Source organism: Brucella sp. NBRC 14130 (assembly GCF_040371715.1).
Taxonomy (GTDB): Bacteria; Pseudomonadota; Alphaproteobacteria; order Rhizobiales; family Rhizobiaceae; genus Brucella; species Brucella intermedia.
Genome location: NZ_BAABTE010000017.1, coordinates 22544 through 36909, shown reverse-complemented (window position 1 = coordinate 36909; position 14366 = coordinate 22544). Strand labels below are relative to the sequence as shown.

Sequence of the window (14366 nt, the reverse complement as noted above, 5' to 3'; positions counted from 1 at the left end):
ACGGGGTCAGGAACGGGGCATCGGGGCATGAGCAGTTTTTCCGCCGCTTTCCGGCTGATGCGGGCCGGATGGATATTGACGCGTGAAGGCGTCATCAGTGCATTGCCTGTTGAGGGTCTTTCCGGTCTTCCGGCGTTCGGGCACAAGATTGCGGGCATTCTGGCGCGTCCGCGCGCGCGCCACATGCAGCGTTCCGAGCGCATGTCGCGCGCCATGAACAAGCTCGGCCCGTCCTACGTAAAGCTCGGCCAGTTTCTGGCAACGCGGCCAGATATTGTGGGGCGCGATGTTGCTGCCGACCTCGAACTTTTGCAGGACAGGCTCGACTTCTTCCCGCAGGTCGATGCGGTTGCGGCAATCGAAGGTTCGCTGGGCCGCAAGATCGATGATCTTTACTTGCAATTCGATGCGCCGATAGCCGCCGCTTCCATGGCGCAGGTGCATCCGGCCGAAATCATGAAGGACGGAGCGTGCCAGAAGGTTGCCGTCAAGGTCATTCGTCCGGGTGTGCGCCAGCGTTTTGCCCGCGATCTCGAAGGTTTCTACATGGTCGCGCGCATGCAGGAGCGCCATGTTCCTTTCACGCGCCGCCTGCGTCCGGTTCAGGTTGTGGAGACGCTGCAGCAGACCACCCGCATCGAGATGGATTTGCGTCTCGAAGCGGCAGCGCTTTCCGAGATTGCCGAGAACATCAAGGACGATGCGGGTTTCCGCGTTCCCAAGGTCGATTGGGAGCGCACGGGCCGCGATGTGCTCACGCTCGAATGGATCGACGGCATCAAGATGTCGGACATTTCAGCGCTTGAAGCCGCCGGTTTCGATCTCCGGAAGCTTGCCGAAACGCTGATCCAGTCTTTCCTGCGCCATACGCTGCGTGATGGTTTTTTCCATGCCGACATGCATCCGGGCAACCTGTTCGTGGACCATCAAGGCCTGATCGTTGCGGTCGATTTCGGCATCACCGGGCGGCTCAACAAGCAGCAGCGGCGGTTCCTTGCCGAGATCCTCTACGGCTTCATCACACGCGATTACATGCGCGTGGCGGAAGTGCATTTCGAAGCCGGTTATGTCCCGCATACGCATGATGTGGCAAGCTTTGCACAGGCCATCCGCGCCATTGGCGAGCCGATCCACGGCCAGCCCGCCGAAACCATTTCCATGGCCAAGCTTCTGACCTTGCTGTTTGAAGTGACCGAGCTTTTCGATATGGAAACCCGCCCCGAGCTTCTGATGCTTCAGAAGACCATGGTGGTTGTAGAAGGCGTTTCACGCACGCTCGATCCGCATTTCAACATGTGGAAGGCGGCGGAGCCGGTGGTCGGCGACTGGATCGCCAGGAATCTCGGGCCGCAGGGTATGCTTCTCGACGCGAAGGACAGCGCTTATTCGCTGCTCCATTTCACGCGCAAGACGCCGGAACTTGTGGCGCGCGTGGAACGTGTTTCCGTTGCGCTGGACGACATGGCTGTAAATGGATTGCGCTTTGACGAGGCGACGGCGGAAGCTATCGGTCGGGCAGAGGCGCGCCATTCGCGCTGGGGCCGCATTGCGCAGGTCGTGATTGCGATTTCGCTCGCTGCAATCGCTATCAAGCTCTATATTTGGCTATGAAATCACTTTTGAGGTGACAGCCAGCTTCTAAACTGATTTCAATGATTGCACTTGTAACAGGCAGGTGCAATCACATGGCCAGCATTACCATCCGTAATCTTGATGACGCCGCCAAGGAACGTCTCCGTATTCGTGCGGCACAAAATGGGCGCTCCATGGAAGAAGAGGCGCGCATCCTGCTGGCCGGACTGAATGAAGCCGCGCCGGTCGTGGCGGGGTCGCCCGGGGCAGGGGCTTCACTGGCCGGAAGGCGCATTCTTCTTATTATCGGCGGTGGCATTGCAGCCTACAAGACGCCTGACCTCATCCGCCGTCTGCGTGAGCGTGGCGCGCATGTGCGCCCGTTGATGACGGCTGCGGCGCAGCAATTCGTGACGCCGCTGACCATCGGCGCGGTGTCCGCCGATCATGTCTTTACCGATCTGTTCTCGCGGGAGGACGAGCAGGATGTCGGGCATATCCGGCTTGCCCGCGATGCGGACCTGATCGTCGTCGCGCCGGCGACCGCCGACCTGATGGCGAAGATGGCCAACGGGCTTGCCGACGATCTGGCAAGTGCCGTGCTGCTGGCCCGCAAGGTGCCGGTTCTGATCGCGCCTGCCATGAACCCGGCCATGTGGGACAATCCCGCGACAAGACGCAACCGCCTGACGCTTGAAAAGGATGGCGTTCGCTTCATCGGACCGGAGAGGGGCGAAATGGCGGAAAGCGGCGAGGCTGGAACGGGTCGCATGAGCGAACCGCTGGCAATCGTCGCGACCATTGAAAACCTGCTCTCACCGCAGGCGAAACCGCTTGCGGGCAAAACCATCGTCATGACGTCAGGGCCGACGCACGAGCCTATCGATCCGGTCCGCTATATCGCCAATCGCTCGTCGGGCAAGCAGGGCCATGCGATCGCGGCAGCACTCGCGCGGCTTGGCGCGACGGTGCATCTGGTGTCCGGCCCTGTAACCATTCCCGATCCCGAAGGCGTTGATGTCATTCATGTCGAGACGGCGCGCGAAATGCAGACGGCTGTAGAGCGGCATCTTCCTGCCGATGCGGCGGTGATGGTGGCGGCGGTTGCCGACTGGCGCACGGCCAATGAAGCGGGGCAGAAGATCAAGAAGAAGCCCGGGGAAAGCGCGCCGACGCTCGCCATGGTCGAAAACCCCGACATTCTGGCCGGTGTCGGCCATAGCGACAGGCGTCCCGGCCTTGTCGTCGGCTTTGCCGCCGAAACGCAGGATGTGGCCGGAAATGCGAGAGCCAAGCTTGAGAAAAAGGGCGCGGACTGGATCGTTGCCAATGATGTTTCGCACGCACCGGATGGCAGCAGCGTGATGGGTAGCGACCGCAATCATGTCCGTATCCTCAGCCGGTCCGGCATCGAGGAATGGCCGGAAATGAGCAAGGAACAGGTTGCTGAAAGACTGGCCGGGAAGATTGCCGAAAGGCTGCTGGAAGCAGACAGGTAAATTTCTCTGCAAGCCATGTCACATCTGCGGTGCCTGTTTCGTCTTGATGGTGAACGACTTCAAATCGTAAGCCCCAAGGAGACATATCATGGAAGCAAGACTCGTTCCCTACAAGCTGGCACCGAAGATCATGCAGGCTATGATCGAGGCGGAAAAGGCCGTGTCGGAGGCCGGGCTGGAATATAGTCTTTATGAACTCGTGCGTATTCGCGCATCGCAGATCAATGGCTGTGCTTACTGTATTCACATGCACACGCGCGATGCCCGCAAGGCGGGAGAGACTGAAGAACGCCTCTACCTCGTGGCCGCGTGGCGCGAATCGCCGTTGTTCACGCCGCGTGAACGCGCTGCATTGGCCTGGACCGAAGCATTGACGCTGATCGCGCAGACCCGCGCGCCGGACGAGGATTACGAAGCGTTGAAAGCGCATTTCACGGATGAGGAGATCGTCAAGCTCAGCATGGCCATCAATATGATCAATCTGTGGAACCGTGTTGCGGTCGGGTTCCGCACCGTGCATCCGGTCACGACCGATGCGCCAGCAGGCTGAAATGGGCAACAGCTTCGATGCGGACGCGTTCGAGGCCCTGCGGCCCCGGCTCGTTCGCATCGCTTACCGCATGATAGGTTCTCATGCGGAAGCCGAGGACATTGCGCAGGAAGCATGGTTGCGCTGGAATACGACAGCCCAGGAAACCGTCCGGGAACCGGAAGGCTGGCTGGTGCGGGTTGTAAGCCGGCTCGCGCTCGATTATCTGAAATCCGCGCGCGTGCGCCGTGAGACCTATCCCGGTTTATGGCTTCCCGAACCTCTGGTCGAGGAAGAGGAAGACCGGAGCGACGATATCACGCTGACGCTCATGCTGGCGCTTGACCGGCTGTCGCCGCTGGAGCGGGCGGCCTTTCTGCTGCACGATGTTTTCGGCATGGACTTTGGGGAAGTCGCGCGAGTGCTCGACCGTGACGCGGCGGCCTGCCGACAGCTTGCAAGCCGGGCACGGATGCATGTGCGCCAGGAAAAGCCGCGGTTCACCCTGCCGGAAGATCGCGGACGCACCATCGCGGAAGCCTTCTTTCAAGCCTCGCGCAGTGGCGATCTCAGCGCATTGCAGGGCCTTCTGGCGGAAGATGCCATCATGTATTCCGATGGCGGCGGTGTCCGCAACGCGGCGCTCAATCCCATCTACGGTCGGGCGAAGATCATGCGCTTCTACGAGGGAATCTCCCGCAAGGCTGATGGTGTGCCTCCCGCCATCCGGCAGTTCGCCGTGTTCGACGGTCTGCCGGGGCATATCAGCATGGAAGCGGATGGATTGCCGCAGGTCGCCGCACTGGAGATTGCCGAAGGGCAGGTCCACGCGATCTATCTCGTTCGCAATCCCGAAAAACTGCGCCATCTGCAAATCGGTGACGATATGCGGAGTTTCAATCGAGCTGAACCGGATTTCAAAAGAACTCGTCCAGCAGGCGATAATAGCTGATCTTTGCTTCTTCGATTGCCGGCCCGCCATAGGTGGCCAGAAACGGCGCTACCCATTCTTCACCCAGATTGTAACGGATGCTCCAGCAGGCGAGCGCCAAATCCTGATGGCGATCGGCGAGGCCGAGCCTGCCGCAATCGATGAAACCGGTGAAGGCATCCTTGTCGGCAATGAAATTCGGCAAGCAGGCGTCGCCATGGGTGACGACAATATCTTCGCTTTGGGGCTTCAGGCGAAGCAGTTCTTCGAAAACTCCCTGCGGTGTCCGCCCTTCACGTTCCTCGTCGAAATCCTCTTCATCGACCGCACCCGCTTCGACACGCTTGCGGGCGTCTTCGATGCGGAACTCCAGCCGGTGATCGAACGGACAGGAAGCCGGGTCGATGGCATGCATCGATTTCAGGGCGCTCGCCAGAATATCGACAATACGCTCCGGCGTGAGTGTGCCGACTGCCGAAGCCAGATCCTGACCCGTCAGGCGCGTCATCAGCAAAAAGCTGTGTTCCGGCGCGATTTCGAAAGCGAGGACTTCGGGGCAGGCAAGGTTTTGCTGCCTGAGCCAGCGAAGCCGTGCAGCTTCGTCTGCAAGTTCGCCGACCGGGCTTTGCGGCTCCACTTTCAGAACCAGCGGTTCTTGTTCGGGATGGTCGAGCAGATGCACATTGGCCGTTGAGCGGCCAAGCTCGTCCTGCCGACTGCGATAATCCCGCAATTGCTGCCGCAGCGCCTGAGGCAGATCAAGCGCAGCCAGAACCGGATCGTTCATTTTCTCTCCAAAGGATCAGGCTTTGCCGCGGACCTGATAATCCTTGACGGTGGCAAAGCGGATGTCTTTCCAGCGCTCGGCCTCGTAGTTGAGCGAGAAGCCGTTCTGGGCCAGAAATACCGGGTCACGGTCAAGATCATGTGCGATATCGGCGCGATGGGCGGCAATGAAGCGGTCGACTTCAGCCGGATCGTCGGCGGAAATCCACCGGCAGACCGAAAAGCGCGACATTTCAAAGCCGACCGGCAGCGAATATTCGACCTTGAGGCGTTCGGTCAGGACGTCGATCTGCAACGCACCGACAACGCCGACGATAGCCGGCGAACCGTCATCGGGCAGGAAGAGCTGCACGACGCCTTCTTCCGCCATCTGCTGCAGCGCTTCGCGCAGCTTCTTGGCCTTCATCGCATCGTCGAGGCGAACGCGGCGCAGGATTTCCGGCGCGAAGTTCGGCACTCCGCGGAACAGGATATCCTCGCCCTCGGTCAGCGTATCGCCGATGCGCAGCGTGCCGTGGTTGGGGATGCCGACCACGTCGCCCGCAAAGGCTTCGTCGGCAATCTGGCGAGAACGGGCAAAGAAGAACTGCGGTGCGGAAAGGCTCATCGGTTTGCCAGTGCGCACCAGCTTTGCCTTCATGCCGCGCGACAGCTTGCCCGAGCATACGCGCAGGAAGGCGATGCGGTCGCGATGGTTCGGGTCCATATTGGCCTGAATCTTGAACACGAAGCCGGTCATCCTGTCTTCGGTCGCCGCCACCATGCGGGCATCGGCCTGCTGGTCGCGCGGGGAAGGGCCGAAATCGCAGAAGGCTTCGATCAGGTCGCGCACGCCGTAGTTCTTCAGCGCCGAGCCGAAATAGACCGGGGTCATGTGGCCTTCGCGGAAGGCGGCGAGGTCGAACGGGCGACAGACGCCCCGCGCCAGTTCCACACCTTCCAGCCACGCTTCGCGCTCGTTTTCCGGCAGAAGCCTTGCGGCTTCTTCCGGTCCGCTGACCTTGGTCGGCTGTTCTTCGTTGTCCTGACGGCGCAGCGTGTCGCTGTGCAGGTCGAAGGTGCCTGCAAAGCTTTTTCCCGAACCGATGGGCCAGGTGATCGGGGCCGTGTCGAGCGCCAGCTTTTCCTCGATTTCATCGAGGATTTCCAGCGGGTCGCGCGCCTCGCGGTCCATCTTGTTGACGAAGGTGACGATCGGAATGTCGCGCATGCGGCAGACTTCAAAAAGCTTGAGCGTGCGCGGTTCGATACCCTTGGCGGCGTCGATGACCATGACGGCGGAATCGACTGCGGTCAGCGTGCGATAGGTGTCATCGGCAAAATCTTCGTGGCCGGGCGTGTCGAGCAGGTTGAAGATGCAATCCTTGTATTCGAAGGTCATCACGGAGGTGACAACGGAAATGCCGCGGTCACGCTCGATGTTCATCCAGTCGGAGCGGGTCTGGATGCGGTCCTTCTTGGCCTTCACCTCACCGGCAAGCTGGATGGCGCCGCCGAACAGCAGCAGCTTTTCGGTCAGCGTGGTCTTACCGGCGTCCGGGTGCGCGATGATCGCGAATGTGCGGCGCTTGGAAACGGGATGGTCAGCGGGCATGAAGAAACTCGTGATGGCGAAATGTTGGGCTGCGCGTGAAGGCGCGCCGCGAAGACGTTGGGCAGCATCTAGCAGGAGTTGGCCAGAATCTCAACAAGCGCCATGTTACAAGTCTCGTGGCGGATGAAAGCGGCGCAGTCTACGCCGCTTTGCCGATGGTGCGCGGCGCTTTTAGCGGCTCTTGATGCCGAGGCTGAAGGCGATGAAGGACCAGCCCTGGAAGATCAGGTCTATCGCCAGGAAAAGGCCAAGGACGAACAGGCTGTTGACCGGCCATTTGATGGCGATGATGAGGCCAAGCAGCAAGGTGACGACACCGCCCGCAACGATCCACCCCCAGCCAGCCGATGGTTTCGATTTGAAGCCGAGCCAGATGCGGAATGCGCCGGAACCGAGAAGTGCCGCCGCCAGAAGGAAGGTCAGCACACCGGCCGCCAGCACCGGATTGATGAAGGCCACGATGCCCGCCGCCGTATAAAGCAGGCCGCTCAGGAGCCAGAAGAAAAAGCTGCCCCAGGTTTTGACGCCGAATGCATGAACGATTTCCATGGCGCCGCCGATGAGCATCATCAGGCCGACATAGTAGACCGAGACCACGGTGGCGAGAACCAGATTGCCGAAGGCGATGCCTCCGAGGATCAGCAGCGCCACCCCAAGGGCGAGAAACCAGCCCCACTTGCTGGAAAGTTCTGCCGGAAAGGTCGGGCGGTCGATATCATTATGAGCTGTTGCCATGAGACGTCCCTCAAATTGTCAAGCCTCATGACCAGTATAGAGCATGTATTGAATTTGACCAGCTTATCACAACCGCCGCGTTCTTCGTGAGGCGGGGCTGCAAGGCGCAGTTTTCTGTGGTCCGGTGCTAAGGCGCCTCCAAGTCATGCGCAGGTTTGGCGGATCGTTGTCGCAGCCCCTGTTCGTTTGGTGGGCGCAGCATTATATCCCTTTGCTATTGCAGTCGTTTTCCGCTTAAAGTCTGCCGATGTTCGATCTCGTTTCCCACTACTGGCCGCATATTCTGTTTGTCCTGTCGGTTGTTCTCGGAGCGATCGCCGCCATTCACGCGACCATGACGAAGGAAGAAGTGCGCACCGCCATCGGCTGGGTAGGCGTGATCGTGCTTTCGCCGATCGTGGGAGCAGTGGTCTATGCCATTGCGGGTGTGAACCGCATCCGCCGTTCGACCCTCAGCCACCAGCGCGCCAACCGGGGCAAGATTGCGCTTTATCACCTGTCGCACTTCGATACGACGAATGACCTCGTGCGCGCAGCCTTCGGACGTCAGTTCGGGGCGATGAAGATACTGGGCGATGCGGTGAGCCTCTACGACTTCACGAGCGGCAACAATATCGACATGCTGGAGACGGGTGACGAAGCCTATGCCGCCATGCTGGACGCCATAGGTCGTGCCGAGCGCAGCATCATGCTGGAAACCTATATTTTCGACCGGGACGGGATTGGGGAAGTATTTGCCGATGCCCTGGGCGATGCGGTCCGGCGCGGCGTGGAAGTGCGCGTGCTGGTCGATGCGGTCGGTGCGCGCTATTCCTTTCCCAGCATCGTCAAGCTCCTGAAGGACAAGGGCGTCGCCGTCGATGTGTTTAACGGCAATATCATCATCGGGCTGCGCCTGCCTTACGCCAACCTGCGCACCCACCGTAAAATCCTCATCGTCGACGGCAAGATCGCCTTCACCGGCGGCATGAATATTCGTGCGGGCTTCGTGCGGAGGATAGCGGGCGACGCGGTTGCCTTCGATACGCATTTCAAGCTGGAAGGTCCGGCGATTGCCGATCTCTTTCATATCGCATCGGAAGACTGGCGCTTTGCAACCGGCGAGCTTCTCACCGGGGAAGCATGGAAGATCGCGCCGCCGGAAAACCCGCCGGGCACCGGAACGCTGGTGCGCGTCGTCGGGTCGGGACCGGACAAGAACGTGGAAACCAACCAGCGCATGATGATGGGCGCCTTCTCGATTGCCGAGCAGCATATTCTTATCATGACGCCCTATCTCCTGCCGGACCGCGAATTGATCAGCGCGCTGGTGACGGCTGCGCGGCGCGGCGTGTCGGTGGATATCGTCGTGCCGGGCGTCAACAATCTGAAGCTCGTGGACCGCGCCATGCGCGCGCAGTTCGACCAGTTGCTGAAGGACGGCTGCCGCATCTGGCGGGCGGGCGGCGCCTTCAACCACTCCAAGCTGATGACCATCGACGGCGCGTGGTCCTATGTCGGATCGTCCAATATCGATCCGCGTTCGCTGCGGCTGAATTTCGAGGTCGATCTGGAAATCCTCGACCGCGATGTGGCGCGTCAGGTGGAGGAGCGCATCGGCAAGGTGATAGAGGACAGCCGCGAGGTCAACCTTGCGCGTCTCAAGAGCCGGCCTTTCCTGGAGCGCCTTCTGGACCGGATTATCTGGCTGGGTTCGCCTTACCTGTGAATATCATCCCGTTCGGCTGTTAAATATTTCCGGGCTGAGTTCCTCGAGCAGGCTCGTTGCCGATTTGAGGTCGAGATGCGCCTTGACCGGCAGGTGATCGGATGCCAGCCGCGCCAGCGGCGTGTTGTGCACTTCAACCGATGTGACCAGATTGTGGGGTGCGCCAAGCACGCGATCCAGCGCAAAAACCGGGAACCGCGACGGGAAGCTCGGTACTGCCGTTGCGACATGGTTGAATGTCGGCATGAGGGCCGCGAGCGAGGAACGCTTGCCGACGCGCCATTCGTTGAGGTCGCCGATCAGCAGGGTCGGCAGCGTGTCGGCCTCCTGCAAGACGGTAAGGATGCTTTCGGCCTGCTGCTCGCGGGAGCGCTTCAGGAGGCCAAGATGGGCTGCGATGACACGCAATGGCCCCGCCGGGAATTGCAGGTCCGCGACCAGCGCGCCGCGCGGCTCGACACCGGGCAGCTTGAGCTGCTGCACATTGCGCACCACGCCTTCGCGAAACAGAAGCACGTTGCCGTGCCAGCCGTGACCCTTGGGCATCGTGGCGGTTATCGGCACCGGCACGAGCCCGTGGCGGCGTTCGAGCAGGCCCAGATCAAGCAGGCCGGAACGCTCGCCGAAACGCCTGTCGGCTTCCTGCAAGGCGATCACGTCCGCGTCGATTTCGCTGATGACTTCAGCCGTGCGCTGCGGATTGAACTGCTTGTCGATGCCGATGCATTTGTGGACGTTGTAGGATGCAATGACGACATCCCCGCCGGTAATGTTGGCGTTGAGCGGCCTGTAGCCCGGCCTGTTCCGGATCGCAGTCAGGATGGTCTTCGATATCCGGTTTGGTTCTTTCTTTTTCAGCACCCGTTTTTCACCAGTCAGCTATTCGGTTCCGAAAGACAATGACTTCTGCCAGTGAGATAAACTCGCATCCGTCTCTATATAGTCGGATTGTACATCTGTTTGAATAGCAATTGCCTACACAATTCGATGAGAGCCAGACGCGAGTGCACTGTTGAAGCGTTTCGTGCCTGATCAAACTCACCTAGGTTCCAGGCCTCATCTTGCAATGAAGCGGATCAGGCGATCTGTGAGGCCGGTATAAGGCGGCTTGATGAGATCGCTCGGCGCCGGGGCATATTTGGTCAGGACCGGCATGGCCTTGGAAAAGGTCAGGAAACCGTCACGGCCGTGATACTGGCCCATGCCGCTTGCACCCACGCCGCCGAATGGCAGGTTGCTACAGGCGAAATGGTAGAGCGTATCGTTGACACAGACGCCGCCCGCAACGATGCGGCTCAACACCATTTCAATTTCTGCGGTGTTGTCGCTGAAACAGTAAAGCGCCAGCGGACGATCAAGCTTCAGAACGAAACCGATCGCATCGTCGAGCAGGCGATAACTGATCATCGGCAGAAGCGGGCCGAAAATCTCCTCCTGCATGATGGCGCTATCGGGGTCGGGTTCCAGCACGAGGGCGGGCGGCATCAATCGCGGTTGACCGGAACCGGGGAGAAGCTCGATGACGGATTCGCTCTTGCTGGCGGCATCGGTCAGCAGGTTCGCGAGCCGTGCCTCCTGCGCTTCATTGATGATCGTGGTGCGGTCTTTTTCGGCTGGTGAACCGCCATAGCGCGCCTGCATTTCGGCGCGCAGGAGGTTCACGAATTCATCGCGCTGGCTGTGATGGATCAGAACGTAATCGGGCGCGATGCAGGTTTGCCCGGCATTGAAGAACTTGCCCGTCGCGATTGCGCGGGCGGCGCGTTTGATATTGGCGTTTTCGCTGACGATGGCGGGCGACTTGCCGCCGAGTTCCAGCGTCACGGGCGTCAGGTTTGGTGCCGCCGCCGCCATGATCTTGCGCCCGACAGTGGTCGAGCCGGTGAAAAAGAGATGGTCGAATGGCAGCGATGCGAATTGCGCGGAAAGCGCTGCGTCGCCAAGCGCAACGGCAACGCGGTCCTCCGGGAAGACTTCCCCAAGCAGGCTTTGCAGAAATTGCGCAGTGCGCGGCGTATGTTCGGATGGTTTCAGGAAGGCATGGTTTCCAGCCGCGATTGCCGCGACGAGCGGTGCCAGTGCCAGATTGACCGGATAGTTCCACGGCGCGATGATCCCCACCACGCCGAGCGGAACATAGCGGATTTCGGCTTTTGCCGGCCACATTTTCCAACCGGCCCTGCGGCGTTTCGGTTTCATCCAGCGCTTGAGGTTGTGCAGGGCATCGTCAAGTTCGGCAAAGACGACGCTGGCCTCGCCAAGCAGGGTTTCGTGCAGCGAGCGATTGCCGAAATCCGCGCTGATGGCCTTCGCCATCTCATCCAGCCTTGCTTCAAGCCGCTCCCGCAAGCGTTTCAGGTCGTCCAGACGCTGCTCGCAGGCGGGACGGCTCTCAAGCCATGCGTGACGCAGGCGCTCGAACGGCAGTTGCAACATCTGTTCTTCAGCCGCCATAGGCAAAATCCTCGGTCGAGCGGGCAAAGAGGAATTGCGCGGCATAATAGGTTGCCAGCACCCAAAGGCCATTCAGCGGAATGTCGAGGCTGAACCGTCCATAGGCAAGCAGCGTGTCGCTTGCCATGAAGAACAGGCCGCCCGCTGCGGCAAGCCATGCGGCGTAGCGTTGCGGCGTTTCAGGTTCGGTGCCGAGCGCACGGCTCATCGCCTGTGCCGCCATGATGCCAAGGGCTGCGGCATAGATGATGACCGGAACTATCAGCGGGGTCGGCAGCGACGGCCAGAGGCCAGCTATGATGGCAAGGGCTGCGATGGCGAAAATGGCGAAAACGCCTTTGTGCGCGGCAAAGCGCGCATGGCGGCAAAGGGCATAGATATAGGCGCAATGGGTGATGAGAAAGCAGATCAGGCCCGCCATGAAATAGTCGCCGGGCAGCATCAGGAAAAAGTCGCCCAGTGCCGCGAAAGCCAGGCCGAAGGCCACGGCAAAGCCATAGGATTTCGATTTGGGCCGCCCAGCGCAAAGGACGGCTGCGAGCAGCAGCAGTGTAGCGGTTGGCTTGGTCAGATAATGCAGCCAGCGCCAGCCTGAAACCTCGCCATTATAGCTCATCACGCTCCCTGCGATGGCGCAGATCGCGCAGAGCAGGAACAGGCCATAGAGCGTTCTGTTTCCTGCGAATTCCAGCAAGCCTCTTCGGCGCATATTCGCTCCCCGTTATTATATCTGAGCAAAGGGATTGTGCCGCCAATTGCGAGATCAGCGCAATAGGCACAATTCCGGGAGGCGCTTGCCCTGTTGACAACGTTCTGTTGAAGAACGCTCAGGCGCGCCGCCAGACCGTCGGCTTGTTTTCCTGCCAGCCGTTTTTGTGCAGGAGGGGTGTGTCGTCATCAGCCAGCGGCCACCCGATGCATAGGTAAAGGCTGAAGCGCCAGCCCGGCTGGGCCTGAAACAGCCTTTCCATGGCCTGCGGATCGAGAATCGAGACCATGCCGACGCCAAGCCCGAACGATCTTGCCGCCAGATTGAGGTTCTGGACCGCCATCGCCGTGCTGTGCTCGAGGGTGACGGCCATGGACTGCCTGCCGAGCCCATGTCCTTCGGTTGGCGCGGTTTCGGTGAAAATGGCAAGCTGCACCGGGGCGACGCTGATGCCTTCCAGTTTCAGGTCCCGGTAGTGCCGTGCGCGCTCGCCGTCATAAATCTGCGCGGCTGACCGGTTGGCCTTCAGAAAAATGTCGTAAACCGCCGCACGTTTTCCAGCAGTTTCAACCGAAATCACCCGCCAGGGGCGGGCATTGCCGACGGAAGGGGCATAATCCATCGCTTCCTGCAAAGCCTCGATGATTCCATCGTCCACAGGTCGGTCGCTGAAGTGACGGACATCCCGCCGCCATTTCAGCAATTCAAAGAAAGCGGTGCGTTCGGAAGGAGAAAACTGCATCGACTGCCAAATATAGGTTGAAACAACGAGAGCATGTCTCCCAAACCGTTTCACACTTTTGCTGGAAATGCTCTGAAGCATGTCGCCTGAATACGATAAAGTACGACATGCTTGAGTGCAAAGCGTGAGATGGCCGGACCATGCTCCAGAAACAAAAAAGCCCGCTTGCGCGGGCTTTTTGGGGTGCTTCTGGACCTTGGTAGTGGTCCGAAGACTTGGAAATGGTGCCCAGAAGAGGACTCGAACCTCCACGCCCTTGCGAGCGCCAGCACCTGAAGCTGGTGCGTCTACCAATTCCGCCATCTGGGCGACGAGGACCCATCTAAGGGGTCGACCTGCCTCTGTCAATCGCGTTTTCGACATTCAGCCAGCTTTTTTTCAGCCGATGCTTTTTTCGCGTTGAAAAGGTCGTCGGGCGCGCGGGCGCGCCCGATAAATTCACAGCCAAACGGCTATCAGGCTTCGAGAATTTCCTTCGAAGCAACGGTCGAATCAGCATTGAGCCGGTAAATGACCGGAACGCCGGTGTTGAGTTCCTGCTTGAGAATCTGTTCCGGGGTCAGGCCGTCCAGCGCCATGATGAGCGCCCGCAGCGAATTGCCGTGTGCGGCGACCAGAACCGTCTCGCCGCGCAGCACATGCGGCTGCACCGTGTGCAGATAATAGGGCCATACGCGCGCGCCGGTATCCTTCAGGCTTTCGCCGCCCGGAGGCGGGACGTCATAGGAACGGCGCCAGATATGGACCTGTTCCTCGCCCCATTTGGCGCGGGCATCGTCCTTGTTGAGGCCGGACAGGTCGCCATAGTCGCGCTCGTTCAGGGCCTGGTCGCGAATCGTTTCGAGGTTCGACTGGCCAAGCTCATCGAGAATGTGCTGGCAGGTCACCTGCGCGCGCGACAGCGCGGACGTGTAAGCGATATCGAACTTGAGACCGGCGGCCTTCAGGCGCTGGCCAGCGGCCTTGGCTTCGGCATGGCCCTGTTCGGTCAGGCCCGGATCGCGCCAGCCGGTGAACAGGTTCTTGAGGTTCCATTCGCTTTGACCGTGGCGGACCAGGACGAGAGTACGAGACATATGCAACGCTCCGTTAGAGAGCGCATCCCGA

Annotated in this window: 13 protein-coding genes and 1 tRNA gene; 5 read left to right on the top strand and 9 right to left on the bottom strand. The window is 60.2% G+C overall.

Features of this window, described 5'->3' with window-relative positions; translation table 11 throughout:
- The first annotated feature begins 27 nt into the window (after positions 1 to 27).
- The 4 genes from ubiB to ABWW28_RS23820 all read left to right on the top strand — a co-directional run bounded on the left by ubiB (position 28) and on the right by ABWW28_RS23820 (position 4552).
- Positions 28 to 1611: a 2-polyprenylphenol 6-hydroxylase gene (gene ubiB / locus ABWW28_RS23835; RefSeq protein ID WP_021587134.1), complete on the top strand. Its 1584-nt coding sequence runs from the start codon at positions 28 to 30 to the stop codon at positions 1609 to 1611.
- 74 nt (positions 1612 to 1685) lie between these two features.
- Positions 1686 to 3071 (top strand): bifunctional phosphopantothenoylcysteine decarboxylase/phosphopantothenate--cysteine ligase CoaBC, encoded by a 1386-nt coding sequence (coaBC, locus tag ABWW28_RS23830; RefSeq protein ID WP_021587133.1) that lies wholly within the window; start codon positions 1686 to 1688, stop codon positions 3069 to 3071.
- 88 nt (positions 3072 to 3159) lie between these two features.
- The gene (locus ABWW28_RS23825; protein ID WP_021587132.1) at positions 3160 to 3621 is read left to right on the top strand and encodes a carboxymuconolactone decarboxylase family protein; all 462 of its coding nucleotides are present in this window, start codon (positions 3160 to 3162) and stop codon (positions 3619 to 3621) included.
- Positions 3605 to 4552 carry a sigma-70 family RNA polymerase sigma factor gene (locus tag ABWW28_RS23820; RefSeq protein ID WP_021587131.1) on the top strand — a complete coding sequence of 316 codons (948 nt, stop codon included), beginning with the start codon at positions 3605 to 3607 and terminating at the stop codon, positions 4550 to 4552. The genes ABWW28_RS23825 and ABWW28_RS23820 overlap by 17 nt, the downstream gene beginning before the upstream one ends.
- Here ABWW28_RS23820 and aph(3')-IId read toward each other — a convergent pair.
- The 3 genes from aph(3')-IId to ABWW28_RS23805 all read right to left on the bottom strand — a co-directional run bounded on the left by aph(3')-IId (position 4518) and on the right by ABWW28_RS23805 (position 7646).
- The gene (gene aph(3')-IId / locus ABWW28_RS23815; protein WP_021587130.1) at positions 4518 to 5318 is read right to left on the bottom strand and encodes an aminoglycoside O-phosphotransferase APH(3')-IId; all 801 of its coding nucleotides are present in this window, start codon (positions 5316 to 5318) and stop codon (positions 4518 to 4520) included. The genes ABWW28_RS23820 and aph(3')-IId overlap by 35 nt on opposite strands.
- A 15-nt stretch (positions 5319 to 5333) precedes the next feature.
- Positions 5334 to 6911 carry a peptide chain release factor 3 gene (locus tag ABWW28_RS23810; protein WP_021587129.1) on the bottom strand — a complete coding sequence of 526 codons (1578 nt, stop codon included), beginning with the start codon at positions 6909 to 6911 and terminating at the stop codon, positions 5334 to 5336.
- A 171-nt stretch (positions 6912 to 7082) separates the two neighbouring features.
- Complete coding sequence (locus ABWW28_RS23805) at positions 7083 to 7646, bottom strand: HdeD family acid-resistance protein (protein ID WP_113464014.1); 564 nt, start codon at positions 7644 to 7646, stop codon at positions 7083 to 7085.
- A 247-nt stretch (positions 7647 to 7893) separates the two neighbouring features.
- Here ABWW28_RS23805 and cls point away from each other — a divergent pair, with 247 nt between their 5' ends.
- Positions 7894 to 9354, top strand: a complete 1461-nt coding sequence (cls, locus tag ABWW28_RS23800) for a cardiolipin synthase (RefSeq protein ID WP_006467607.1) — start codon at positions 7894 to 7896, stop codon at positions 9352 to 9354.
- A gap of 3 nt (positions 9355 to 9357) precedes the next feature.
- Here cls and ABWW28_RS23795 read toward each other — a convergent pair whose 3' ends face one another.
- From ABWW28_RS23795 to ABWW28_RS23770, 6 genes are all read right to left on the bottom strand, one after another.
- On the bottom strand, positions 9358 to 10215 hold the full coding sequence (locus tag ABWW28_RS23795) for an endonuclease/exonuclease/phosphatase family protein (protein WP_021587126.1): 858 nt from the start codon (positions 10213 to 10215) through the stop codon (positions 9358 to 9360).
- Between the two features lie 195 nt (positions 10216 to 10410).
- The gene (locus ABWW28_RS23790; RefSeq protein WP_244637748.1) at positions 10411 to 11808 is read right to left on the bottom strand and encodes a coniferyl aldehyde dehydrogenase; all 1398 of its coding nucleotides are present in this window, start codon (positions 11806 to 11808) and stop codon (positions 10411 to 10413) included.
- Positions 11798 to 12517: a lysoplasmalogenase gene (locus tag ABWW28_RS23785; protein ID WP_025090786.1), complete on the bottom strand. Its 720-nt coding sequence runs from the start codon at positions 12515 to 12517 to the stop codon at positions 11798 to 11800. The genes ABWW28_RS23790 and ABWW28_RS23785 overlap by 11 nt, the downstream gene beginning before the upstream one ends.
- Before the next feature lie 118 nt (positions 12518 to 12635).
- Positions 12636 to 13259, bottom strand: coding sequence for a 5,6-dimethylbenzimidazole synthase (gene bluB, locus ABWW28_RS23780; protein WP_176026773.1), 624 nt, complete (start codon positions 13257 to 13259; stop codon positions 12636 to 12638).
- A gap of 222 nt (positions 13260 to 13481) precedes the next feature.
- Positions 13482 to 13568, bottom strand: a tRNA-Leu gene (locus ABWW28_RS23775).
- A gap of 146 nt (positions 13569 to 13714) precedes the next feature.
- The gene (locus ABWW28_RS23770; protein ID WP_006472278.1) at positions 13715 to 14335 is read right to left on the bottom strand and encodes a 2,3-bisphosphoglycerate-dependent phosphoglycerate mutase; all 621 of its coding nucleotides are present in this window, start codon (positions 14333 to 14335) and stop codon (positions 13715 to 13717) included.
- Between the last annotated feature and the right edge of the window lie 31 nt (positions 14336 to 14366).